A 24151-nucleotide genomic window follows, 5' to 3' on the forward strand; every position below is an offset into this window, starting at 1 on the left:
GCGCGGAGGGCGGGAACGACCGAGGGCGGACAGGCGGAGGGCGCCTCCCCCCGTGCGGTCACGGGGGGAGGCGCCCTCGGCGCGGATGTCCGCGCGGCCCGGCGACCGGGCCCTACGCGGCTCGTCCCTCAGGCCGGCCAGGAACCGGTGAGCCGCTTGACGGTGGTGGCGCCGCTGCGGTCCACCACCGCCTTGACGGCCGCGAAGATCGCGCCCTGCAGGGCCGCCGCCAGGACGATCTCGCGCCAGCCGCGTTCCTGGTCGGTGGCGCCGGGCGCCTCGTCGTCGTGGCCGATGGCCTTCCACACCTTCCGGAAGACCGCCCCGGCCAGTGCGCCGCCGGCCGCCCCCAGGGCCATGCCGAACGGCTTGTAGAGCACCTTGGACGCCTTCATCGCCGCCTCCTGCCCCGCGCCACGACGACGTACAGGGCGAGGACCGCCAGGCCGGCGCCGAGCAGCGGCCCGGCCTTGCCGCCCCGGGCGGCCTCGGTCACCTGGTACGCCTTCTCGCGCACCGGCTGCGGGGCCCGGTCCAGGGCGTCCGCCGCCCTGGCCCGCGCCTGCGCCTTGAGGTCGGAGGCCTTCGCCTGGGCCTGGGCCTTCACGTCCGCCTTGGCTGCCAGGGCCTCCACGGTCATGCCGAGCTCCTCCCGGGCGCCCTCCACCTGTTCGCGGAGTTCCTCGGGGGTCGGCGTGGAGTCGTCATCGCCGGCTTGCGGGGTCATCGACGGGTTCCTTCCTTGATCTGGGCCACGTCGGCCTTCACGTTGTCCACGACTTCCTCGGGCACGGGCGGCGCGGCCCGGCCGAGCTGCTTCTTGCCGAGCGCGGCGAGCAGTCCGGCCAGCGCCCCGAGGACGAGCGCCACCACCAGGGCGGCGCACCAGAGGGGCCACACCAGGGACAGCGCGGCGATCGCGGTCGCCACCAGAGCCGCCAGGGCGAGGAAGCCGATGATCCCGGCGGCGCCGAAGAGGCCGCCGCCGAGCCCCGCGCGTCTACCCTTCTCAGCCATCTCGGCCCGGGCCAGGCGCAGTTCCTGCCGGGTCAGCTCGGCGATCTGCTCGGAGGCCTGTTTCACGAGGTCGCCGACGGACTGCTGGCCGTTCGTCCCTGCCGGGCCCTCAGGAGACGGGGGCCTGCCGGAGGGGGTGCTCATCCTCGCTCCTTCCTGCGGTGCGGTGGTGCGGTCAGGTGAAAGATGGCGGACAGGCCGCCCGGCCGCCACTCGGCGTCCGGCGCGGCGTCCCGGCCGCCTACCCCGCCGGGCGCACGGGATGTACTCCGTACGGGTGGGCTCCCGGGCCGGGGTCGCGTCTCAGCCGCTCTCGGCCTCCCGGTGGTCCTCCTCGGACCACGACCGGGTGTCACGCGGCTCGACGTACGGCTCCTCGTCCACCGGGTGGCCGCCGACCACGGCCCGCTCCCGCGCCAGCTCGGCGTCGAACTCCAGGCCGAGGAGGATCGCGATGTTGCTGATCCACAGCCAGACGAGGAAGACGACGACGCCCGCCAGCGCGCCGTACGTCTTGTTGTACGAACCGAAGTTGGCCACGTAGACGGCGAACCCGGCCGAGGCCAGGATCCAGATCAGCAGCGCCAGGAAACTCCCCGGCGAGACCCAGCGGAAGCCCTTGGTCCTGGCGTTGGGGGCGGCCCAGAACAGCAGCGCGATCATGAGGGTCACCAGGAACAGCAGGACGGGCCACTTGGCGAGCGACCACACGGTCAGCGCGGTGTCGCCCACCCCCAGTACGGACCCCGCGCGCCGGGCCAGGTCACCGGTGAGGACGACGATCAGCCCGCTCGCGCCCGCCATGGCCAGCAGGGCCACGGTGATCCCGAGCCGTACCGGGAGCACCTTCCACACCGGCCGCCCCTCCGGCATGTCGTAGACGGCGTTGGAGGAGCGGATGAAGGCGCCCACGTATCCCGAGGCCGACCACAGGGCGGCGAGCACACCGACGACGGCGAGCAGGGAGCCCAGCCCGCCGGCGCCCTGCAACTGCTCCACCGCGCTGGTGACGACGTCCCGCGCGGGACCCGGCGCCATCTTCTTGATGGCGTCCAGCACCCGCCGGGTCGCCGACTCCCCCGCCATCCCGAGCAGCGACACCAGCACCAGCAGCCCCGGGAAGAGCGCGAGCACGCCGTAGTACGTGAGGGCCGCCGCCCGGTCGGCCAGCTCGTCGTCGTTGAACTCGGCCGCCGTCCGCCGCAACACCGCCTTCCACGATTTCTTCCGCAGGTCGGTGGGCTGCTCGGGTGCCTCCCGCTCGACCTCGGGCGAGGGCCCCGGCTCCGCGGAGCCCTCGTCCCCGCGCTCCGGCCGCAGGCCGGGCGGCGACGTGTCGTCCTTCGTTCCATCCCTGTTCGGTGCCATACCGGTAGGCGTAACCCGGATCGGCCGCACCGAACGTCCCACCGGACGGTCCGAGGCCGCGGGCCCTCCTGGGCGGCCTGAGGGCGGCCTCGGTTCGGTGAGCGGCGAACCGTCCGGTCGATAGCGTGCCGGGACCGGTGCGGGAGCCGCCCGCACGGCATCCCGGAAGGACCACCTGATGTCGGACACGGAGCTGAGAGAGCGGCTCGCCGCGCGGTTTCGCGAGGTCAACGGCGACCACCCCATGAGCGCGGCCGACGACGCCTACGTCAGTGCGCAGTTCGCCGGGCTGGACGCCGTGTGCGCGGGCCGGGGCGGCGGTGCGGCGGCCCGGCGGCTGATGCTGGAGGGCCGGCTGCCGCTTCCGGGTTACCTGCGCTCCGACGGGACGGAGATGGTGCCGCGCGACCTGTTCTGCCTCGCCGACGCGGCGGGCGGTGTGGACGGGCTGGAGGCGTGGTTCACCGGGCACTGGGCCGACCCGGCCGAGGGGAGGGCGGAGTGGGCGGCGTATCTGAGCGGGCGGTACGTCTGCCTGCGCTCGGTGAGCCCGGCCACGATCCGGCGGAAGGAGCACCTGACGGCGGCGATCGCCGCCGCCGCGGACGGGCCAGGCGCGGGCCCGGGGCCGTGGGCGGAGCGGCTGCACGCGCTGATCGACGAGCTCGACCGGCTGGAACCGGCGTTCTGCGCCTACGACCGTCTCAGGTTCGGCGGTCCCACGTCACGCGACCTCTTCGTCGACGCGATGCGCGCCCGTCTCCCGCGCCCGTGAGCCGGCCGCTTCCAGCCGTCACACGGGAAGAACCCCGCACGGGGTGCGGGGTTCTTCTTGAGTGTCCGGGGGGGGACTTGAACCCCCACGCCCGATAAAGGGCACTAGCACCTCAAGCTAGCGCGTCTGCCATTCCGCCACCCGGACAAGGTGTCTGCCTTCGCGGGGTGTTTCCCGCGCTGACAGAGAAAACTCTACCAGGGGTTCGGAGTGCTGTTCACCGGCATATCGGGTGGTCAGGGGTGGGGCGGCGCACAAGGTGACCGGATGGTCGCGCGGTGTGCCGGGAGGGTGGGGGAAGGGCCCCCACGGCCTCTTCCCCCGTCCTCCCGGCACGGGCCTGTCAGCGCCTCTTCTTGCGGAGGGAGTGCAGGTGGGCGCTGGAGCGGCGGGCGAAGCGGAGGGAGTCGGCGGGGTTGTCGTGCTCGGTCTGCCAGTGGTGGGCGCGGCGGTGGCCGCGCAGTCCGGTGACGGTGGAGATGAAGTGCCGGTAGTCGATGTCGCCGTCGCCCACGTCGGTCATGCGGTATCCGTCGGTGGTCGTCTCGTCGTGCTCGCCGTCCTTGACGTGGAAGAGCGGGTAGCGGTCGGGCTGTTCGAGGACGTAGGCGAGCGGGTCGAGCGGGGCCGGGGTGCCGTCGGCACGCCTGGAGAACCGGAACTGGGCGCAGTACGCCCAGTAGACGTCCATCTCCAGGTGGACCAGGTCCGGGTCGGTCTCGGCGAGCAGCACGTCGTAGAGGCGGACGTCGGGGCGGTCGGAGGCGAAGGAGAACTCCTCCGCGTGGTTGTGCTGGTAGAACTTCATGCCGCGCTTCTTCGCCTCGGCGCCGTAGTGGTTGAACTCCTCGGCGCAGCGTTTCCAGCCGTCGACGGTGTCGCCGTAGCGCCAGGGGCCGGAGGCGGTGCCGATGTGGGGCAGGCCCAGTTCGGCGGCCTCGTCGAGGACCTTGTCGAGGTTCTGGGCGAAGCTGTAGGCGTCGGGGTTGTCGTCGTCGTAGTAGTTGACGTGGCTGCCGATGGGCTTCAGGCCGTGGTTGCGGGCGAGGCGCTTGAGTTCGCGCAGGGAGATCGGCCCGGCCTCACCCTGGGTGTAACCGGCGAACTCGATCTCGTCGTAGCCGTAGAGGGCCAGTTCCTTGAAGACGGTGGCGAAGCCGAGGGTGGCCACCTTGTCACGGAGGCTGTACAGCTGGATGCCGAGGCGGCCGGGGGGCAGCACGGGCTCGCCCTTGCCGGGCCCGCCCCTGCCCTGGGCGTCGAGGTCGGTGGCGGCGGCCGGGGAGGCGGAGGCCGCGGCGGCCAGCAGGGCGGCGGCGCCGGTGCCGGCCGCGACGCCGAGCATGTTGCGGCGGCTCAGGCGCTTGTTCAGCTCGGGGTCGGTCACGTCGCGGAGGTGGCGGGGTGTGCGGCTCATGTGCGGTCCTCCCGGGTAAGGGCGGTGTCGGGTGCGGAGGTGGTGGTGAGACCGGCGAGGCGCAGCAGGAGCGCCTTGACGTCGGTGGCCGCCACGGGGCCTTCGGTGGCTCCGGGGCGGGAGCTGAGGAGGAGCGGGCCGTCCGCCTCGTCGGCGGGCAGGCGGCCGTGGCTGCCGCGGATGGGCGAGGCGTCGAGCGGGACGACGGCCATCCGGTAGCGCATGCCGAGCTTCTTGCGGGCGACGGCGGCGCCCGCGCGGAGCTTCACGTAGGGGTCGTTCGGGTCCATGAAGAGCTCGACGGGGTCGTAGCCCGGCTTGCGGTGGATCTCGACGAGCTGGGCGAAGTCGGGGGCGCGGGCGTCGTCGAGCCAGTAGTAGTACGTGAACCAGGCGTCCGGTTCCGCGACGGCGACGAACTCGCCGGAGCGCGGATGGTCCAGGCCCTGCTCCTTCTTGCCCTCCTCGTCCAGCAGGGTCTCGACACCGGGCACGTCGGCGAGCAGGGCGCGGACGGTGTCGAGGTCCTCGGGGCGCTTGACGTAGACGTGGGCGAGCTGGTGGTCGGCGACGGCGAAGGCGCGGGAGGCCATCGTGTCCAGGTACTCCATGCCGTCCTGGGTGTGGACCTCCAGCAGCCCGGCCTCGCGCAGGACGCGGTTGAGGTGGACGGGGCGGCTGACGGAGGTGATGCCGTACTCGGAGAGGACCACGACGGTGCGGCCGGCCGCCTCGGCCTGGTCCAGCAGCGGGCCGACGGCCTCGTCCAGTTCACGGGCGGCGGCGTGCGAGCGGGGGTCGTCGGGGCCGTACCGCTGGAGGTCGTAGTCGAGGTGGGGCAGGTAGGCGAGGGTGAGGTCGGGGTCGCGGGTGGCCATGACGTGGCGGGTGGCGTCGATGATCCACTGGGAGGAGACGAGGTCGGCGCCGGGGCCCCAGAAGTGGAAGAGGGGGAAGGTGCCGAGCCGTTCGGTCAGTTCCTCGTGGAGTTCGGGCGGCCGGGTGTAGCAGTCGGGTTCCTTGCGGCCGTCGGCGTAGTAGACGGGTCGCGGGGTGACGGTCCAGTCGGTGTCGGCGCCCATCGCGTACCACCAGCAGATGTTGGCGACGGTGTAGCCGGGGTGGGCGCGGCGGGCGGCGTCCCAGAGGCGGTCGCCGCTGACGAGGCCGTTGTGCTGGCGCCACAGGAGGACGTCGCCGAGTTCGCGGAAGTACCAGCCGTTGCCGACGATGCCGTGGTCGGCGGGGAGGGTGCCGGTGAGGAAGGTGGACTGGGCGGAGCAGGTGACGGCGGGCAGGACGGTGCCGAGCGGGGAGCGGCTGCCGCGCGCGCCGAGGGCGGCGAGGCGCGGCATGTGCTCCAGCAGGCGGGGGGTGAGGCCGACGACGTCGAGGACGAGGAGCGGCTGGGGTCGGTCGGCGGTCACGGCAGCTCCTTGAGGCCCAGGTCGATGAGGAGGTCGCGGGCGAGGGTGAGTTCGGCGGCGATGCCCTCGGTGAGGCGGGCGCGGGCCCTGGGGCGCAGCGCGGGCGGCAGGGCCTGCCAGGTGTACGTCTCGACCTCCAGGTGGTGGGTGCGCGGAGTGGGGCCGCCGACGAGCCCGGCGAGGGTCTCGCGGAGCACCGGCAGGGTGGAGGTGAGGGGCGGTTCGGGGTCGGCGTGCAGCGGGATGTGGAAGTGGGAGCGCCACGGCCCGGTGTCGGGCAGGCCGCCGGTGAGGGCTTCACCGAGGTCGTCGGTGCCGCTCAGTCCGGCCTCGGTGGTGGTGCGGGTCTGGTGCAGGAAGCGTGGTTCGTCGAAGGCTGCGAGGGCCGCGCGGACCCCGGCCCGGTGGGGTTCCTCGGCGTGCAGCGCGGCGGACAGCTGGGCCTTGACGACGCGGACGCCGCCCGCCTGGAGGGTGCCGAGCGCGCGGGCGGGGTCCTCGAAGGAGGTGGCGAGGTGGCAGGTGTCGAGGCAGACCCCGATGCGGTGGGCGGTGGTGCCTCCGAGCGGGGCGAGGGCGGCCACCGCGTCGGCGGTGGTCTCGACGGTGCAGCCGGGTTCCGGTTCGAGGCCGACGCGGATGGAGCGGCCGGTGAGGTCGGCGAGGGCGTCGAGCCGTTCGGCGAGGGTGGTGAGGGCGCCGAGGGCCGCGCGGTGGCGTCCGCTGTCGTAGTCGGTGCGCCAGGCGAAGGGCAGGGTGGAGACGGAGCCCTCGGTGACGTCGTCGGGGAGCAGGGAGGCGAGGAGGCGTGCGAGGTCGGTGGTGTGGGTGAGGCGGGCGCGTTCGGTCCAGTCGGGCCGGTAGACGCGGTACTTGACCTCGGCGTCGCCGAATCCCTCGTAGGGGAAGCCGTTGAGGGTGACCACCTCCAGGCCCCGCCGGTCGAGGTCGCCGCGGAGGGTGCGCAGGGCGGCGGGGTCGGCGACCAGGGCGGCGGCCGCGTCGCGGGCGAGCCAGAGGCCGATGCCGAGCCGGTCGCGGCCCAGCCGTCGGCGGACGGGTTCGCAGTGGTCGCGGAGCTGGGCGCGGACGCCGTCGAGGGTCTCGGCGGGGTGGACGTTGGTGCAGTAGGCGAGGTGGACGGTGGAGCCGTCGGGGTGGCGAAAGCGCATCGGCTCACTCCCCCGCCGTGAGGGGAGCGCCCCGCTGGATGCTGTTGCCCTCGTGCTCGGCGGTTCCGGCGGGCGCCGGCACGGTCAGGTCGCCGAGGCGGCCGCTGAGCCCGTAGAAGGCGAGGGGGTTGCGCCACAGCACCTGGTCGACGGCGTCCTCGTCGAAGCCGGCGGCGAGCAGGGCGTCGCCGACGGCGCGGGTCTTCAGCGGGTCGCTTCTGCCCCAGTCGGCGGCGGAGTTGACCAGGACCTTCTCGGGGCCGTACTCGGTGAGGACGGCGACCATGCGCTGCTCGTCCATCTTGGTGTCGGGGTAGATGGAGAAGCCGAGCCAGGCGCCGGAGTCCTTGGCCTCCTTGACGGTGGTCTCGTTGAGGTGGTCGATGAGGACGCGTTCCACGTCGAGCGCGGACTCGCGGACCACGTCGAGGGTGCGGCGCAGCCCGCTGAGCTTGTCCCGGTGCGGGGTGTGGACCATCGCGGGCAGGCCGTGGTCGGCGGCGAGCTGGAGCTGGGCGGTGAGGGCGGCGTCCTCGGCGGGGGTCATGGAGTCGTAGCCGATCTCGCCGACGGCGACCACGTTGTCCTTGAGGAGGTAGCGCGGCAGGAGGTCGAGGACCGGGGTGCAGCGCGGGTCGTTGGCCTCCTTGGGGTTGAGGGCGAGGGTGCAGCGGTGGGCGATGCCGTACTGGGCGGCGCGGAAGGGCTCCCAGCCGAGCAGCGCGTCGAAGTAGTCGCGGAAGCTGTCCGGGGAGGTGCGGGGCTGCCCGAGCCAGAAGGCGGGCTCGACCAGGGCGCGCACTCCGGCGTCGTACATGGCCCGGTAGTCGTCGGTGGTGCGGGAGGTCATGTGGATGTGGGGGTCGAAGATGCGCATCAGTTCTCCTTCGCGCCGCCACCGGCGGGCTGGGTCGTGGGGCGGCCGGTGGGCGCGGCCCCGGTGAGCGCGCGGGCGGCGGTGAGGTCGGCCGGGACGGCGCGGCCGGCGGCGGCGCGTTCCTCGGCGAAGTCGGCGAGCATCCGGTCGAGTTCGCCGTCCCCGGCGGCGCGTTCGGCGAGGCCGGCGACGGCGGTCAGCGGGACGCCGGTGAACAGGCACTTGAGGACGGCGTGCCGCCAGGCGTGGGCGTCCAGGTGACGGGCCGCGTACGGGCCGACGGCGGCGGCGACGATGCCGGTGTCGTTGGCGCGCAGGGCGTCCTCGACCAGGGGGACGGCCTCGTGGCCCGGCACCACGAGCGTCAGCGCGTCGAGCACGGCGCGGCGTTCGGCGCCGCTGCCCTCCCGGTAGAGGCGGGTGAGGGTGCCGGCGTCGGCCCCTGCGGCGTGCAGCAGCAGGACGCGGGCGGTGTCGGCGTGGGCGGCGCCGGCACGGCGCCCGGCCTCGGCGAACCGGCGCTCCCAGGCGGGCAGCGGCCCGGCGCCCGCGCCCTCGGCGGCCTCGGCCAGGGCGGTGTCGAGCCAGGCGCGGGCGTCGGCGTCGAGCCGGCCGGCGAGGGCGCGGCGGATGGCGGCCGGGTCGGGCCGCGGCGGGGCGGAGGCGGGGTGGTTCATACGGGGTCCTCCTGTCGCGGCGTGGGGCGGGGTGCGGGCCGCCTCATGCGGGCCCGGCCGGGGTGAGGGCGGCGCCGGCCGCGCGGGCCGCGCGCCGCAGGAACGGCAGGGCGTGCGCGGCCTGCGCGGGCCCGGCGTGCGAGTGGCGGGGCAGTTCGACGACGGTGAGCCCCTGGTAGGCGGTGGCGGCGAGCGCGGCGAGGACCGGCGGGAAGTCGATCTCCCCCTCGCCGAACGGCAGATGTTCGTGGACGCCGCGCCGCATGTCCTCGATCTGGACGTGCCGCAGCCAGGGCGCGGCCGCGCGGACGCAGGCGGCGGGCGGCTCGGGCTCCAGGCACTGGCAGTGGCCGATGTCCAGCGTGAGGCCCAGTTCGGCGGGGTCGCCGAGGAGGGTGCGCAGGCGGTGGAAGTCGGCCAGAGTGGCGACCAGGTGGCCCGGTTCGGGTTCCAGGGCCAGGGGGACACCGGTGGTCCGGGACGCCTCCAGGACGGGGGCGAGGGCGTCGGGCAGCGCGGCCCAGCCCTCCTCGGCGGTGGTGCCGGGCGGCGCGGAACCGGTGAAGCAGTGCAGGGCGTGGGCGCCCAGGTCGGCGGCGACCTGGGCGGCGGTGGCGAGCAGGCCGGTGCGACGGGCCCGCCGGTCCGGGTCGGCATCGAGCAGGCCGGGGCCGTGCTTCTCGCGGGGGTCCAGGACGTAGCGGGCACCGGTCTCGACGGTCACCGCGAGGCCCAGTTCCGCGAGGCGCCCGGCGATGCGGGCGGTGCGGGCGGCGAGGCCGGGGGCGAGCGGGTCGTGGTGCATGTGGTCGAGGGTCAGTCCCACGCCGTCGTAGCCGAGGTCGGCGAGGAGGGCGAGGGCGTCGTCGAGGCGCAGGTCGGTGAGGCCGTTGGTGCCGTAGCCGAGACGGAGGGGGGCGGGTACCGGGGTCATGTGGCGCTCACCTTCCTCGCGGCGAGGCGGGCCAGCGGCACCAGGGCGACGGTGGCGAGCGCCCCGCCGAGGGCTCCGGCGCGGGCGGACAGCGCCGCCTGGAGGGGGATCATGGCGCGGATGCCGCCGCCGACGGCCCGCTGGGTGAGCGGTGGCGAGGGGTTGAGCGCGGCGTGCAGGTAGGGCACGGCGGCCGTGGCGCCGTACAGGCCGGCGAGACCGACCCGGGCGGCGGCCCTGGCCCGGCGTGGACCCGGCGGACCGGGGGCGGCTGCTTCCCGCCGGTCCGCCGGGAGTCGGGTGGGTGCCCCGCGTCGCAGCCCGGCCACGGTGGCGGCGGTGGCCGCGGTGGTGACGAGGGCGCCGAGCGGGGCGCGGGTGGAGCCGCCGCGGGTTTCGTGGCGTGACACCGATGTCACGGCGTAGGTGTGCGCGCCGAGCAGGGCCGCGGCGGGCAGCGCGGTGCGGGCCGCGGCGCCGGTGCGGGCGGTGGCGGTGGCGCCGAGGAGCACGTCGAGGGTGCGGGCGGCGGCCATCCCGGCCGGGCCCGCCACCGTGCCGGCGAGTTTCAGGTCGTAGAGCCAGACGGTGGCGGCCAGGGCCGAGGCCGTGGTGAGGGCGGGGCGTCCGGCGGCCGCGGCCAGGCCGAGCCCGGCGGCGGTCAGCCCGGTGGCCGCGGTGAGCGCTGCGGCGGGGCTGATCCGGCCCGAGGGCAGCGGGCGGTGCGGGCGCTCGGCGCGGTCCTCGGCGCGGTCGGCCCAGTCGTTGAGCACCATCCCCGCCTCGTAGAGGCAGAGCGAGGAGCCGGCGGCGAGCAGGGTGCGCGGGCCGGGCCGGGCACCGGAGGCGGCGGCTCCGGCGAGGGCGTCGCCGGGCACGCTGAACGCGGCGGACACACGCAGGAGTTCGGCCCAGGCGGCGAGGCGGCCGCCCGGGGTGCGGGAGTGTGTCACGCGGCGGCCCCCAGTCGTCGGGCGAAGCCGAGGAGGAGCTGGTACTGCTCGGCGAGTCCGGCCGGCGCCGCGGTGGCGCCGTCCTTCGGACCGCGTACCGGGTCGGGGTCCTTGAAGTAGAAGGCCAGTTCGCCGAGGGGGCCGCTGATCCCGGCCTCGTGGGCGCGGGCCAGGAGCCGGGCCAGGTCGAGGACGAGGGGCGCGGCGAGGGCCGAGTCGCACCCCTGCCAGGTGGTCTGGAGAACCATGCGGGTGCCGAGGAAACCGTCGAAGGCGATGTGGTCCCAGGCGGTCTTCCAGTCGCCGAGGGCCGGTACGTCGTCGATGTGCACCTCGCCCTCGGGGACGGCGGGCAGGGTGTCGGCGAGGACGCGTTCCTTTCCGGCGTTCTTGGCGGCGGCCGCGGCCGGGTCGGCCAGTGCCGCCCCGTCGCCGCCGCCGAGCAGGTTGGCGCCGGACCAGGCGCGTACCGCGAGCGCCCGGTCGCGGAACATCGGGCCGAGCACGGAGCGCAGCAGGGTCTGCCCGGTCTTGCCGTCCCGCCCGGCGTACGGCAGCCCGGACGCCCGCGCCCGCTCGGCGAGGGCGGGGTGCTGGATGCCGGTGGAGGGCGTGAAGTTGGCGTACGGGCAGCCGGCGCGCAGGGCGGCGGCGGCGTAGAGGGAGCTGGCGGGGAGCACGCCGTCGGTTGGGGCGGGCTCGGTGGAGGCGACGTTGACCACGACGACGCGGGCGAGGCCGTGCTCCGCGCGGAAGGCGGTGAGGTCGGCGGCGAAGGCGTCGACCAGCTCCTCGGTGGACCGCGGGTCACCGGGCTGCGGGCCGCCGGGGCGGACGGCGCGGTCGGCGGCCTCCAGTTCGGCGCGGACCGCGGTGGGCATGCCGTGCGGCAGGACACCTCCCTCGGCGAGCGCCTCGGCACGCTTGGGGAGCGGGCAGTCGGCGGTGTCGTGGCCGCCGAAGACGAGGGAGGAGAGCGGTACGAGGCCGGCCTGGGAGAAGGGGCGGGTCTCGGTGGCGAGGCCGGTCGGCGGATGCAGCCCGGCGACCACGGCGGCACAGCCGGCGACGGCGGTGGTGGCGACGGAGCCTCTGGCGCCGATCAGCCAGACACCGGTCCGGGGCTCGGACGCCGAGGAGCCGGCGGCGCGCCGGTCGGTGCCGGGAGCGGTGCGGGGAGCGGGGGTGTCGGTGGGGAACGACTCGGTGGACACAGGCAGCCTCCTGTTACCAGCGAACAGCAGTGATCCGATGGGTCGGTGCGCGCGGCGCCGGGACAAGGCGGCCGTCTGCCGCCCGGTCGCCGCCGGGCGCGCGCGGGTGTGGCGCGGGTCCGACGGGCGCGCGCGGGGCGCGGGGCCCGCGGGTCCCGGGGTCGGCCGGGCCTTCGGGGCCCGGGGCACTACCGGAACCGGGAGCGGAACCGGAGGGGGCGGCGGGTGCGGGGCCGGGGCCGGCGTGCTGCCCGGCCCCGGTCCCGTCGTGGTACCCGGGCCCCGGTCGGGGGACGGGAGGCGGGGGCCGCCCGTCCCCGCGGGTGGGTGGGGTGCCGGAAGGCGGGTGAGACGGCGGGCGGAGGTCCGGCGTCCGCCGCCCGCCGTCGCTCAGTCGCCCTGGGCGGGCAGTTCCTTCAGCCGGATGTCGCGGAAGGTGACGTGGTCGTCGTCCCCGTGGTTCTGGAGGCCGATGTACCCGTCGGTCAGGGAGCGGGCCGGGTCCTCGTTGGTGAAGTCGTTGATCTCGACTCCGTTGAGGAACACCTGGAGGCGTTCGCCCTGGACCTTGATCTCGTAGCTGTTCCACTCCCCCGGCGGGTTGAGGGCCTTGTCACGGGCCTCGATGTCGGCGGACTGGAAGGTGTAGACCGCGCCGGTGGTGCGGTCGGGTTCGTCGGTGGCGTCGATCTGCACCTCGTAGCCGTTGTCCACGGCCGACCAGGGGTCTTCGGAGGCCGGGAAGCCCACGAAGACACCGGAGTTGTCGTCGCCCCTCATCTTCCAGTCGAGCTTCAGGGAGTAGGAGGACAGCTCCTTGGCCTCGTACCAGAGCAGGCCCATGCCGCCGGTGGTGGTCAGCTCACCGTTGTCGACGGTGAACTCGCCGGGGCCCGCCTGTTTCCAGCCGTCGAGGGTCTTGCCGTCGAAGACCGGCTCGTAGCCGTCCTCCTCCTCGCCGCCGCCCTTGGGGGAGCAGTCGGCGTCGGCCAGGCCGGTGGCGTACGTCAGGCCGCCGGCCAGGTGGGCGCGGAAGCCGGCCTCGGCGAAGGACTCGACGGTGTGGCCGCCGCCGGTGTAGAAGGAGCGGCCGCCCTCGTAGGTCTGGCACCAGGCGATGGGGTGGTCACCGTCCATGGTGCCGCCCTCGTAGCTGGACTCGTCCAGGGTGGCGAGGACGCGGGCCTGCTCACGGGGGTTGGTGCCGTAGTTGTACCACTCGTCGGTGCGCTCCCAGGTCTCGCCGAGGTGCGCGGTGGCGGGGTGGTCGTGGTCCTCGACCTGGACGGTGGCTTCCTGGATGTGCGGGTGGGAGTCGAAGTAGGCGCCGACCAGGCCGCCGTAGAACTCCCACTCGTACTCGGTGTCGGCGGCCGCGTGGACGCCGACGTAGCCGCCGCCGTCCGCGACGTACTCCTCGAACGCCTTCTGCTGGTCGCCGTCGAGGACGTCGCCGGTGGTGGAGAGGAAGGTGACGGCGTCGTACTCGGCGAGCTTCTCCGGGGTGAACCGGCCGGCGTCCTCGGTGGCGTCGACCTCGATGCCGTTCTCCGCGCCGATCTCCTTCAGAGCCTCGATGCCGGCCGGGATGGAGTCGTGGCGGAAGCCGGCGGTCTTGGAGAAGACCAGGAGCTTCTTGTCGGCGGCCGCCGGGGCGGCGCCGTCGATGACGAAGTCGTCCACGTCGTAGAGGGCGCCGTCGCCCTCGCCCTTGAAGACGAGGAAGAGTTCGGTGGTGTCCGGGCCGATGTCGGTCAGCGCGGTCTCGACGTCCTCGAAGGTCTCCCAGCCGCCGGTGACCGGGACGGTGGCGGTGCCGTGCAGGGTGCCGGTGGGCGACCCGCTGCGGACCTCCAGGGTGCCGCCGCTGCCGCCGGAGGAGATGCGGGCGGTGAACTTGTCGGCGCCGGTGAGGTTGTACGGCTTGAAGGAGATCCAGTCGCCGTCGTGGATGTCGCCGACGGTCTTGCCGCCGTGGGCGGTGGACTTGTTCTGCGGGGCCACGCCCTCGAAGTCGCCGTAGTGCTCGGCCTGCCGGTGGCGGGGCTGGAGCGTGATCTGGTCGGAACCGCTGAGCGCGGGCTGGCCGCCCGCGCCGGTGTCGGTGTAGGAGGCGTCGATCACGCCGAAGATGTTGGCGTTGGGATCGTGCTCGCCGTCGGCGGGCACGTTGAGGGTGCCCTCGCAGCCCTCTGCCGAGGTGATGGGGTGGCCGTGGTTGTCGTGGCCGAGGATGTAGCGGACGGTGACCTTGGAGCAGTCGATCTCCTCGTCCTCGGGGTCGGTGACCTCGACCTTGAAGGAGACGGTGTCACCGAACTTGAACAGCGTGCCGTCCTTCGGCTGCTGGAGGGTGACGGTCGGCGCGGTGTTGCCGACGGTGACATGGACCGAGGCGGTGCCCTTGAGGCCGGCCGGGTCGGTGGCGGTCAGCGTCGCGGAGTAGACGCCGTTCTCCTCGTAGGCGTGGGTGGGGTTCTCCTCGTCGCTGGTGGCTCCGTCGCCGAAGTCCCAGCTGTAGGTGAGCGGGTCGCCGTCGGCGTCCTCGGTGCCCTCGGAGGAGAAGGCGACCTCCAGCGGGCTCTGGCCCGAGGTCTTGTCGGCCTTGGCCACGGCGACCGGAGCGTAGCCGTCGGTGGCGTTCTCGATGCGGTAGACGGCCGAGTTGGCGTCGCCGCCGAAGTAGCCGGTGCCGTAGTCGAGGACGTACAGGGCGCCGTCCGGACCGAACTCCATGTCCATGACCTGGGTGCCGGACCACGGGAAGTCGTGGATGGCCTCGACGGTGCCGTCCTCGCCCTGCTCGATCCGCTTGATCCACTGGCGGCCGAACTCCCCGGCGAAGAAGTTCCCGTCGAACTCCTCGGGGAACTTCACCGGCGAGTCGAGGGAGGCGTCGTAGCGGTAGACCGGGCCGCCCATCGGCGACTCGGAGCCGTTGCCGAACTCCGGGACGCTGTCGCCGTCGTAGGGGATCCAGGCGGCCTGGGCCGGCGGCAGGTCGGTGAGGCCGGTGTTGTGCCGGGAGGTGTTCTTCGGCGCGTCGCAGTCGAAGGGCTCGCCGGAGGTCTTGGTCGCGAAGTCGTAGTCGTTGAACGGCTCGTTGTCACCGGTGCAGTACGGCCAGCCGAAGTTGCCGGCCTCGGTGACGCGGGCGAACTCGACCTGTCCGGCGGGACCGCGGTCCGGGTCGGCGGAGCCGGCGTCGGGGCCGTAGTCGCCGACGTAGACGATGCCGGTGGCCTGGTCGACGCTCATCCGGAACGGGTTGCGGAAGCCCATCGCGTAGATCTCGGGACGGGTCTTCTCGGTGCCGGGGGCGAAGAGGTTGCCCTCGGGGATGTCGTACGAGCCGTCGTCCTTGACCTTGACGCGGAGGATCTTGCCGCGCAGGTCGTTGGTGTTGCCGGAGCTGCGGCGGGCGTCGAAGGCCGGGTTGCGGTCCTCGCGCTCGTCGATGGGGGTGAAGCCGTCGGAGGCGAAGGGGTTGGTGTCGTCGCCGGTCGACAGGTAGAGGTTGCCGTCCGCGTCGAAGGCGATGTCACCGCCGACGTGGCAGCACATGCCGCGTGAGGCGGGGACGTCGAGGATCTTCTTCTCGCTGTCCTGGTCGAGGGTGCCGTCCTCGTTCAGGACGAACCGCGAGAGGCGGTTGACGCCGTCGTACGGCTCGAAGTCGGCGGCGGTGCCGTTCTCGGGGGCGTCGCCGGAGGGGGTGTCGAGCTTCGGGGCGTAGTACAGGTAGATGAATCGGTTCTCCTCGAAGCCGGGGTCGACCCCGACTCCCTGGAGCCCCTCCTCGTCGTGGCTGTACACGTCGAGGGTGCCGGCGACCTTGGTGGTGCCGCCCGCGTCGGTGAGCCGCAGGTCGCCCTCGCGGGCGGTGTGCAGGACGCCGCCGTCGGGCAGGACGGCCATGGTCATCGGCTCCCCGGTCTCCTCCACGCCCTTGGCGAGGGTGACCTGCTGGAAGGTGGGGGCCGCGGCGGGCTTGCCGATCGCCTCCGGGTCGGCGGCGCTCGCGGGGAGCGCGGCCAGGCCCAGTGAGGCGCTGGTGAGGAGGGCGCCGGTGAGGAGCGCCACCGCCTGGCGGAGTCTTGGACGTTTCCTGTGCACGGAGTTCCTCCGGGAAGACGTCGTGCGGGTGGGGGTGCTGCCGGGGTGCGCCGTCACCCCGGAGAGCCGTACTGGTCTCGCTCTGGACCGTAGCGACCTTTGTTCCCGCCGGAAACCCCTTGCACAGCAGGGAAGTTGAACTTTCTCCCGGCACAGGACAAAGGGGTGGGCGGGCAGCCCTGACCGGCCCGTCGGCGCTGCCGCCGGGCCGGTCCTCGGAGCCCTTCCGCCTCAGGCGGGGGTCAGTCGCGACCGCCGAAGGCCGCGTCGAAGGATGCCTTGGGCGGGTCCCAGTCGAGCTTGCGCAGGGTGGCCAGCGCCTCGGGCGCGCCGGTCAGCCGGTCCATCCCGGCGTCCTCCCACTCCACCGAGACGGGCCCCTGGTAGCCGATCGAGCGGAGCATCCGGAAGACGTCCTCCCAGGGCACGTCGCCATGGCCGGCCGAGACGAAGTCCCAGCCGCGCCGCGGGTCGCCCCACGGCAGATGGGAGCCGAGCCGTCCGTTGCGCCCGTCGAGGCGCTTGCGGGCCTCCTTGCAGTCCACGTGGTAGATCCGGTCACGGAAGTCCCACAGGAAGCCGACCGGGTCGAGGTCCTGCCAGACGAAGTGGCTCGGGTCGAAGTTGAGCCCGAAGGCGGGCCGGTGACCGACCGCCTCCAGGGCCCGGTGGGTGGTCCAGTAGTCGTAGGCGATCTCGCCCGGGTGGACCTCGTGGGCGAAGCGGACGCCCTCGGCGTCGAAGACGTCGAGGATCGGGTTCCAGCGGTCGGCGAAGTCCTGGTAGCCGCGGTCGATCATGCCCTCGGGAACTGGCGGGAACATCGCGACCAGGTGCCAGATGGCCGAGCCGGTGAAGCCGATGACGGTGTCGACGCCGAAGGCGGCCGCGGCCCGGGCGGCGTCCTTGATCTCGGCGGCGGCCCGCTGCCGGACCCCTTCGGGCTCGCCGTCGCCCCAGATGCGGGCGGGCAGGATGTTCCGGTGCCGCTCGTCGATGACGGCGTCGCAGACCGCCTGGCCGACCAGGTGGTAGGAGATGGCCCGGCACTTCAGCCCGTACTTGTCGAGCAACTGGTGCCGCCCGGCGACGTAGGCCGGGTCGGCCAGCGCCTTGTCGACCTCGAAGTGGTCCCCCCAGCAGGCAAGTTCCAGCCCGTCGTAACCGAAGTCGCGGGCCAGCCGGCAGACCTCCTCCAGGGGGAGGTCTGCCCACTGCCCGGTGAAGAGGGTGAATTCGCGCGGCATGTCAGGTCGCCTCCTGGTCCGTTACGGGGGTGTAGACGGCGTTCTTCGCGGCACTCTCCTCGACCGCCGCCAGCACCCGCTGGACGCGGAGCCCGTCGGCAAACGAGGGGGCGGGGCTGGTGCCGGCGGCGACCGCGTGCACCAGGTCGCGGGCCTGGTGGACGAAGGTGTGGTCGTAGCCGAGCCCGTGGCCCGGCGGCCACCAGCCCTCCAGGTACGGGTGGTCCGGCTCGGTCACCAGGATGCGGCGGAAGCCGCTGGTGGCGGCGGGCTCGCTCTGGTCGTGGAAGGACAGCTCGTTGAGCCGTTCCAGGTCGAAGGCGAGTGAGCCGAGTTCGCCGTTCAGCTCGACCTGGAGGGAGTTCTTGCGGCCGGTGGCGAACCGGGTCGCCTCGAAGGTGCCGAGCGCGCCGGAGGCGAACCGGGCGGTGAAGACCGCCGCGTCGTCCACGGTGACGGGCCCGGTCTTTGTCGCGCCCGCGCCGCGCAGACCGGAGGAGGAACCGGCGAGCAGCGGCCGCTCCTTGACGAAGGTCTCGGTGAGCGCGGACACCCCGGCGACGGCCTCGCCCGTGAGGTACTGCGCGAGGTCGACGGCGTGCGCGCCGAGGTCGCCGAGCGCGCCGGAGCCCGCGCTCTCCTTGCGCAGCCGCCAGGTCAGCGGGAACGCCGGGTCGACCAGCCAGTCCTGGAGGTAGCGCACCCGCACGTGGCGCAGCCGGCCCAGGCGGCCCTCGGCGACCAGCGAGCGGGCGTAGGCGGCGGCGGGGACGCGCCGGTAGTTGAAGCCGACCATGGCGACCTGGCCGCGGGCGGCGGCCCGCTCGGCCGCGGCCACCATCGCCTCCGCCTCCTCGACGGTGTTGGCGAGCGGCTTCTCGCACAGCACGTGCTTGCCCGCCTCCAGCGCGGCGACCGCGATCTCGGCGTGGCTGTCGCCGGGGGTGCAGATGTCGACCAACTGGACGTCATCGCGGGCGATCAGCGCCCGCCAGTCGGTCTCGGCGGCGTCCCAGCCGAGCTTGGCCGCGGCCGTGCGCACCGCCTCGGGGTCACGGCCGCAGACCGCGGCCAGCTGCGGCTGGAGCGGCAGGTCGAAGACGCGTCCGGCGGTCCGCCAGCCCTGGGAGTGGGCCGCGCCCATGAACGCGTAACCGACCATGCCCACACCGAGACGCGGGGTCCCGGGCGGGGCCGGGCGGCCTGCGGCCGCCTCCTGCTCCGTCTCTCGCATGCAGTCTTCCTCCTCCTGGGAATGGGGCGGCCCCGGCCCCCGTGACGCGTGCCACGGGGGCCCGGCGTGCGGTCCGGGGCCGCCCTCGGGTACGCGGTGCCCCCGGCCTACTTGAAGCCGGTCGGCAGGTATTCCTTGACGTTGTCCTTGGTGACGACGGCCGAGTAGAGCGTCAGCGAGGTGGGGATCTCGTGCTCGGCCAGGCCGCTGACGCCCTTGCCCTGGCCGAGGGCTCGGGCCAGGTCGATGGCGGAGGCCGACATGGTCGGCGGGTAGAGCACGGTGGCCTTCAGGACGCTGTTGTCGGCCTGGATGGCCTCCATGGCGGAGAGCGCCCCGGCTCCGCCGACCATCACGAAGTCGTCGCGGCCGGCCTGGTCGATGGCGCGCAGCGCGCCCACGCCCTGGTCGTCGTCGTGGTTCCACATGGCGTCGAAGCTCTTCTGGGCCTGGAGGATCTGGGCCATCTTGGCCTGCCCGGTCTCCACGGTGAACTCGGCCTGCTGGCGTGCGACCTTCTTGATGTTCGGGTAGTTCTTCAGGGCGTCGTCGAAGCCCTGGGTGCGCTGCTTGGTCAGCTCCAGGTTGTCGGGGCCGGAGAGCTCGACGACCTTGGCGTTCTTCTTGTCCTTGAGGAGTTCGCCGATGTAGTGACCGGCGTTGAGCCCCATCCCGTAGTTGTCGCCGCCGACCCAGCAGCGGTACGCCTGCGGGCTGGCGAAGACCCGGTCGAGGTTGACGACGGGTATCCCGGCGCGCATCGCCTTCAGCCCGGCCTGGGTCATCGCCTTGCCGTCGGCGGGCAGGATGACGAGGACGTCGACCTTCTTGTTGATCAGCGTGTCGATCTGGCCGATCTGGGCGGCGGTGTCGTTGGAACCCTCGGTGATGTCGAGGGTGACGTCGGAGTACTTCTCGGCGCGCTCACGCGCGTTGACGTTGATGGCGTTGAGCCAGCCGTGGTCGGCCTGGGGCCCGGCGAAGCCGATGGTGACCTTCTTGCCGGGCTTGTCGTCGGCGGCGGCCGCCTGGTTGTCCGTCGAGCCGGCGGAGGACTCCTTCGGCTCGTTGCTGGTGCAGGCGGTGAGGAAGGCGCCGGCGCCGAGGGCGGCGGAACCGAGGAGCAGTCCTCTGCGGCTGGGGATCTCTGGCATGGTGGTGGCCCTTTCGGGGTGCGGCTCGTGGGCGGGGCTCGGCTGACGGGGGCTGTGGGGTGCCGGGGGTCCGGAGGATCCTGCGGCGCGTCCGCGGTGGGGGGCGTGCTCCCGGTGCGCGGACGAAGGCCCTCGGGCGGGGCGTTTCCTGCTCGGACGGAGTCGAGAGCCCGGGCGCGCGTGCGGATCGGCCGGACGCCCCTAGGTGGTGTGCTGTGCGGAGCGGCGCTGGACCAGCACGGCGACGACGATGATGGCGCCCTTGGCGATCTGCTGGACGTCGCTCTGGAGGTTGTTGAGCGCGAAGATGTTGGTGATCGTGGTGAAGATCAGGACGCCGAGGACGGAGCCGACGACGGTGCCGCGCCCGCCGGTGAGCAGGGTGCCACCGATGATCGCGGCGGCGATGGCGTCGAGTTCGTAGAGGTTGCCGTTGGTGTTCTGGCCGGAACCGGAGAGGACCACCAGCAGGAAGGCGGCGATGCCGCAGCACAGCCCGGAGAGCAGGTAGAGGTAGAGGCGCTGGCGGCGGACGTCGATCCCGGCGAGCCGGGCGGCCTCCGCGTTGCCGCCGACGGCGACGGTGCGGCGACCGAAGGTGGTGCGGTTGAGCACCAGCCAGCCGACGACGGTGACCAGGGCGAAGACCATCACCAGGGGCGGGATCCCGAGGACGTAGGAGCTGCGGGAACCGAGATCGAGCACCGACTCGACGGTGACGATCTGGGTGTTGCCGTCGGTGATCAGCAGGGCGAGACCGCGCGCCGAGACCATCATGGCGAGCGTCGCGATGAACGGCACCATCTGGCCGTAGGCGATGAGCACGCCGTTGACCAGGCCGCAGCCGAGGCCGACCAGGACGGCGGTGAGGAGGATGCCGGCGAAGCCGAAGTCCTGGGTGGCGACGGTGGTCGCCCAGACCGAGGCGAGGGCGACGATGGCGCCCACCGACAGGTCGATTCCGCCGGACATGATCACGAAGGTCATGCCGACGGTGACCACACCGATCACCGAGGACTGCACCAGCACCAGCTGGAGGTTGGTGGTGGCGAGGAACTCGTCGGGGCGGGTGATGCCGCCGACCAGGATCAGGGCGGCGAGCACCCCGAGCAGTGCGAGGGTGCGCAGGTCCGGGCGGAAGAACCGCGTTCCGCCCGGGGCGGCGGGGCCGGGGTCGTCCTTGCCGAGTTCGAGCGGCGGGCCGGCACCGGGCCCGCCCTGCTGAGCCGAGGGGGCAGGCTGCGTCATGTCGTCGGAGTCCCTTCCATCACTAGATCCAGTACGCGGTGTTCGTCGAGTTCCGTCGCGGGCGCCTCGTGGACGACCCGCCCCTCGCGGAGCACCAGGACACGGTCGGCGAGGCCCAGCACTTCGGGGACCTCGCTGGAGACGAGGAGGACGGCGAGGCCGTCGTCGGCGAGCCGGCGGATCACCGCGTACAGCTCGGCGCGGGCGCCCACGTCGACGCCCCGGGTCGGTTCGTCCAGCAGCAGCACCCGGCAGCCGCGCAGCAGCCAGCGGGCGAGGACCGCCTTCTGCTGGTTGCCGCCGGAGAGGGTGCGGACCGGGGTCTCCGGGTTGTCGGGGCGCAGCGAGAGTTCGCGGGTGGCCGCGCGGGCGTCGGCGCGTTCGCGGCCCCGGTCGACCCAGCCGCCCCGGGAGAACCGGGAGAGGGCGGAGACGGAGACGTTGCGGGTGACCGACTCCAGCATGAGCAGTCCCTGGGCCTTGCGTTCCTCGGGGGCGAGCCCGACGCCGGCCCGGACGGCGGCGCGGACGCTGCCGGTGCGCAGCCAGGTGCCGTCGACGGCGACGCGGCCGGTGGCGGGTTTGCGGGCGCCGTAGACGGTCTCCAGGATCTCCGAACGCCCGGAGCCGACGAGTCCGGCGAGGCCGACGATCTCGCCGGGGCGCACCTGGAGGTCGAGCGGCTCGAACTCGCCGGTCCGGGAGAGGTTCTCCACCGTCAGCACCGGTGCGGTGCCGGCCACGGCGGGCTGTCCGGGCCGCGGCGGGAAGACGTACTCGACGGTGCGGCCCGTCATCAGGGAAACGATGTCACGGGTCGGGGTGTCGTCCGCCGGCAGGGACCGGGCGACGGCGCGGCCGTCCTTCAGGACGGTGACCCGGTCGCCGATCTGCCGGATCTCCTCCAGCCGGTGGGAGATGTAGACGATGGCGACGCCCTCGGCGGTGAGCGAGGAGACGATCCGGAAGAGGTTGGCGACCTCGTCGGGGTCGAGGGCGGCGGAGGGCTCGTCCATGACGATCAGCCGTACGTCGTGGGAGAGGGCCCGGGCCATCGAGACGATCTGCTGGTGTGCGGCGGAGAGGTCGCCGACGAGGGTGGCGGCGTCGATCTCGGGGTGACCGAGACGCCGCAGCAGGGCGCCCGCGCGCTCGCGGGCGACAGCGCCCTTCACGACGAATCCGGCACTGGTCGGTTCGTGGCCGAGGTAGACGTTCTCGGCGACGCTGAGTCCCTCCACCAGGTCGAGTTCCTGGTAGATGGTGGCGATGCCCAGGCGCATCGCGGCGATGGGCGACCTGAGGGTGACCGGCTCGCCCCGCCAGGTGATGGTGCCCTCGTCGGGCTGGTGGGCTCCGGCGAGCACCTTGATGAGTGTGGACTTCCCGGCGCCGTTCTGGCCGAGCAGGCAGTGGACCTCACCGGCGGCGACCTCCAGGTCCACCCCGTCGAGGGCGCGGACGCCCGGGAAGGACTTGGCGATGCCGGACATGGTGAGCAGGGGCGGTTCTGGTGCCATGGCGGTTCCCCTCGGCGGATGACGGCCGGTGAGCGGGCAGGGCGGACCGCGCGCCGACGGCGCGGTGATGCCGCGTGGGCGGTGCGGAGTTGCTGCGGGTGCGGGTGCTGACGGTGCCGGTGGTACGGACGGGTCAGGGGCCGGGCTGCTGCGGGTACGGGTGCTGCTGCGTACGGGGGCGGGCGCGGGCACGGCGGTCCCGTGCGTGCGCCCCCTTGACGGGCGCGGGTGTGCGGCTCGGTGGTGCGTGGTGCGGTCGTGCCTGGGTACGGCCGGGGTGCGGTCCGCGCCCGGCGCGGATCGGCCGGGGCGGATGGTGCGCCTTGCGGTGGTGCGCCCTTGCGGTGGTGCGGGTGGTGCGTCCGTCCGGCGGGCCGGGCGGGGTGGTGCGCGCCGGCCCTGTCAGGCCGGCGAGAACAGGTGGTCGCTGATGAGCCGGGCGCCGCCGATGACTCCGGCGGCGGGCCCCAACTCGCCCAGGACGATGGGCAGGTTGCCGGTCGCGAGCGGCAGCGACTGGCGGTACACCTGGGTGCGGATGGCGGCGAGCAGGTTGTGGCCGAGGCCGGTCACCCCGCCGCCGATCACCACGAGCCCGGGGTTGAAGAAGGAGACGAGGCCGGCGATGACCTGGCCGGTGTGACGGCCGCCGCGGCGGATGAGTTCGAGGGCGGCGGTGTCACCGCCGGAGGCGGCGGCGGCCACGTCGGCGGCGCTGAGCCGTCCGGCGGCCGCCAGCCGGGCCGCCAGTTCGGCCGAGCGGCCCTCCCGCGCCACCTGTTCGGCGTCGCGGGCCAGCGCGGAGCCGCTGAAGTGGGCCTCCAGGCAGCCCTGGTTGCCGCAGGCGCAGGGCAGGCCGTCCGGCTCGACCTGGATGTGGCCGATGTCGCCGGCGCTGCCGGTGGTGCCGCGGTAGACGGTGGAGCCGACCACGATCCCGCAGCCGATGCCGGTGCCGATCTTGACGCAGAGGAAGTCCCGGGCGGTGCGGGCGACTCCGGCGTGCTGCTCCCCCATGGCCATGAGGTTCACGTCGTTGTCGACCATGACGGGGCAGCCCAGTTCCTGGCTGAGCGCCTCACGGACCGGGAAGCCGTCCCAGCCGGGCATGATCGGCGGGGCGACCGGGACGCCCTCGGGGAAGCGGACGGGGCCCGGCACACCGATGCCCGCGCCGTCGAAACCCTCGGCGAGGCCGGAGGCCTTGAGCTTCTCGGCCATGTCGAGGACCTGCTCGAAGACGGCGACCGGCCCCTCGCGGACGTCCATCGGCTGGGTGATGTGGCCGAGCACCTCCAGCTCGGCGTTGGTGACGGCCGCGTCGACCGAGGTGGCGCCGATGTCGACGCCGAGGAAGCGCAGGTGGGGGGCGAGGCGGATGTTGTGCGAGCGGCGTCCGCCGCGGGAGGCGGCGAGGCCGTCGGCGACGACGAGACCGGTCTCCAGCAACCGGTCGACCTCGACGGCGAGTTTGGAGCGGGAGAGGTCGACCTCCTCGCCGAGCTGGGCGCGGGAGTGGGCGCCGCCGTCGCGGAGCAGCCGCAGCAGGCGCGCCTGGTGTGCGTTGGCCGGTCGTGCGGTCATGCGTCTCACGCGCCCCTCCTCCCCCATGCCTGCCGGTGCGGGGAAACCTCTGCGAACGGTGGTGCCGCGGACGCCCCGCCGGGGGTGCGCCGGGCTCACCGCTCGCGCTTTCGAGGGGAACGTAGCAGTGCCTGCCGGGCGTGGGAAGAAGTTGAGCGGGAATTACCCCCGACTTTTTCCATTCACAGGACAAAGCCGGGAAGCCCGCTCTCCGGCG

General features: G+C 73.5%; 20 protein-coding genes and 1 tRNA gene. 1 reads left to right on the top strand and 20 read right to left on the bottom strand.

Going from position 1 to position 24151, the window contains the following annotated elements:
* Positions 1–128 precede the first annotated feature (128 nt).
* The 4 genes from Sdia_RS21055 to Sdia_RS21070 form a co-directional block, all read right to left on the bottom strand.
* A complete protein-coding gene (locus Sdia_RS21055; RefSeq protein WP_100453627.1) occupies positions 129–395 on the bottom strand; it encodes a DUF4235 domain-containing protein in 267 nt (88 codons plus the stop codon).
* Entirely contained in the window at positions 392–727 is a 336-nt protein-coding gene (locus Sdia_RS21060) for a DUF3618 domain-containing protein (RefSeq protein ID WP_164377786.1), read from the bottom strand. The genes Sdia_RS21055 and Sdia_RS21060 overlap by 4 nt, the downstream gene beginning before the upstream one ends.
* The gene (locus Sdia_RS21065) at positions 724–1161 is read right to left on the bottom strand and encodes a phage holin family protein (protein WP_189499873.1); all 438 of its coding nucleotides are present in this window, start codon (positions 1159–1161) and stop codon (positions 724–726) included. Before Sdia_RS21065 ends, Sdia_RS21060 begins: the two co-directional genes overlap by 4 nt.
* 159 nt (positions 1162–1320) lie before the next feature.
* Entirely contained in the window at positions 1321–2385 is a 1065-nt protein-coding gene (locus Sdia_RS21070) for a YihY/virulence factor BrkB family protein (RefSeq protein ID WP_164495020.1), read from the bottom strand.
* Between the two features lie 178 nt (positions 2386–2563).
* Between Sdia_RS21070 and Sdia_RS21075 the strand changes: the two genes are divergently transcribed.
* Positions 2564–3160, top strand: a complete 597-nt coding sequence (locus tag Sdia_RS21075; protein WP_100453624.1) for a DUF6058 family natural product biosynthesis protein — start codon at positions 2564–2566, stop codon at positions 3158–3160.
* Between the two features lie 62 nt (positions 3161–3222).
* Here the strand turns inward: Sdia_RS21075 and Sdia_RS21080 are convergent.
* From Sdia_RS21080 to Sdia_RS21155, 16 genes are all read right to left on the bottom strand, one after another.
* Positions 3223–3307 (bottom strand) — tRNA-Leu (locus tag Sdia_RS21080).
* 196 nt (positions 3308–3503) lie between these two features.
* Positions 3504–4577: a sugar phosphate isomerase/epimerase family protein gene (locus tag Sdia_RS21085; protein ID WP_100453623.1), complete on the bottom strand. Its 1074-nt coding sequence runs from the start codon at positions 4575–4577 to the stop codon at positions 3504–3506.
* Positions 4574–6004 (bottom strand): alkaline phosphatase family protein, encoded by a 1431-nt coding sequence (locus Sdia_RS21090; RefSeq protein WP_100453622.1) that lies wholly within the window; start codon positions 6002–6004, stop codon positions 4574–4576. The genes Sdia_RS21085 and Sdia_RS21090 overlap by 4 nt, the downstream gene beginning before the upstream one ends.
* Complete coding sequence (gene eboE, locus Sdia_RS21095; protein WP_189499872.1) at positions 6001–7176, bottom strand: metabolite traffic protein EboE; 1176 nt, start codon at positions 7174–7176, stop codon at positions 6001–6003. The genes Sdia_RS21090 and eboE overlap by 4 nt, the downstream gene beginning before the upstream one ends.
* A gap of 4 nt (positions 7177–7180) precedes the next feature.
* Positions 7181–8053 (bottom strand): TatD family hydrolase, encoded by an 873-nt coding sequence (locus Sdia_RS21100; protein WP_189499871.1) that lies wholly within the window; start codon positions 8051–8053, stop codon positions 7181–7183.
* Positions 8053–8730 carry an EboA domain-containing protein gene (locus Sdia_RS21105; protein WP_189499870.1) on the bottom strand — a complete coding sequence of 226 codons (678 nt, stop codon included), beginning with the start codon at positions 8728–8730 and terminating at the stop codon, positions 8053–8055. The genes Sdia_RS21100 and Sdia_RS21105 overlap by 1 nt, the downstream gene beginning before the upstream one ends.
* 43 nt (positions 8731–8773) lie before the next feature.
* Complete coding sequence (locus tag Sdia_RS21110) at positions 8774–9664, bottom strand: sugar phosphate isomerase/epimerase family protein (protein WP_115069249.1); 891 nt, start codon at positions 9662–9664, stop codon at positions 8774–8776.
* Complete coding sequence (locus Sdia_RS21115; protein ID WP_100453617.1) at positions 9661–10617, bottom strand: SCO3242 family prenyltransferase; 957 nt, start codon at positions 10615–10617, stop codon at positions 9661–9663. The genes Sdia_RS21110 and Sdia_RS21115 overlap by 4 nt, the downstream gene beginning before the upstream one ends.
* Positions 10614–11831 (bottom strand): inositol-3-phosphate synthase, encoded by a 1218-nt coding sequence (locus Sdia_RS21120; protein ID WP_189499869.1) that lies wholly within the window; start codon positions 11829–11831, stop codon positions 10614–10616. Before Sdia_RS21120 ends, Sdia_RS21115 begins: the two co-directional genes overlap by 4 nt.
* A gap of 390 nt (positions 11832–12221) precedes the next feature.
* Positions 12222–15947, bottom strand: coding sequence for a ThuA domain-containing protein (locus Sdia_RS21125; protein ID WP_189499868.1), 3726 nt, complete (start codon positions 15945–15947; stop codon positions 12222–12224).
* Positions 15948–16189: 242 nt separating this feature from the next.
* Complete coding sequence (locus Sdia_RS21130) at positions 16190–17194, bottom strand: sugar phosphate isomerase/epimerase family protein (RefSeq protein ID WP_100453615.1); 1005 nt, start codon at positions 17192–17194, stop codon at positions 16190–16192.
* A 1-nt stretch (position 17195) separates the two neighbouring features.
* On the bottom strand, positions 17196–18428 hold the full coding sequence (locus Sdia_RS21135) for a Gfo/Idh/MocA family protein (protein ID WP_100453614.1): 1233 nt from the start codon (positions 18426–18428) through the stop codon (positions 17196–17198).
* A gap of 107 nt (positions 18429–18535) precedes the next feature.
* Positions 18536–19582, bottom strand: a complete 1047-nt coding sequence (locus Sdia_RS21140) for a substrate-binding domain-containing protein (RefSeq protein ID WP_100453613.1) — start codon at positions 19580–19582, stop codon at positions 18536–18538.
* Positions 19583–19783: 201 nt separating this feature from the next.
* The gene (locus tag Sdia_RS21145) at positions 19784–20830 is read right to left on the bottom strand and encodes an ABC transporter permease (protein WP_100453612.1); all 1047 of its coding nucleotides are present in this window, start codon (positions 20828–20830) and stop codon (positions 19784–19786) included.
* A complete protein-coding gene (locus Sdia_RS21150) occupies positions 20827–22350 on the bottom strand; it encodes a sugar ABC transporter ATP-binding protein (protein ID WP_100453611.1) in 1524 nt (507 codons plus the stop codon). The genes Sdia_RS21145 and Sdia_RS21150 overlap by 4 nt, the downstream gene beginning before the upstream one ends.
* A 402-nt stretch (positions 22351–22752) precedes the next feature.
* Positions 22753–23934, bottom strand: a complete 1182-nt coding sequence (locus tag Sdia_RS21155) for an ROK family transcriptional regulator (protein WP_189499867.1) — start codon at positions 23932–23934, stop codon at positions 22753–22755.
* Positions 23935–24151 lie beyond the last annotated feature (217 nt).

The organism is Streptomyces diastaticus subsp. diastaticus, assembly GCF_011170125.1.
GTDB lineage: Bacteria > Actinomycetota > Actinomycetes > Streptomycetales > Streptomycetaceae > Streptomyces > Streptomyces diastaticus.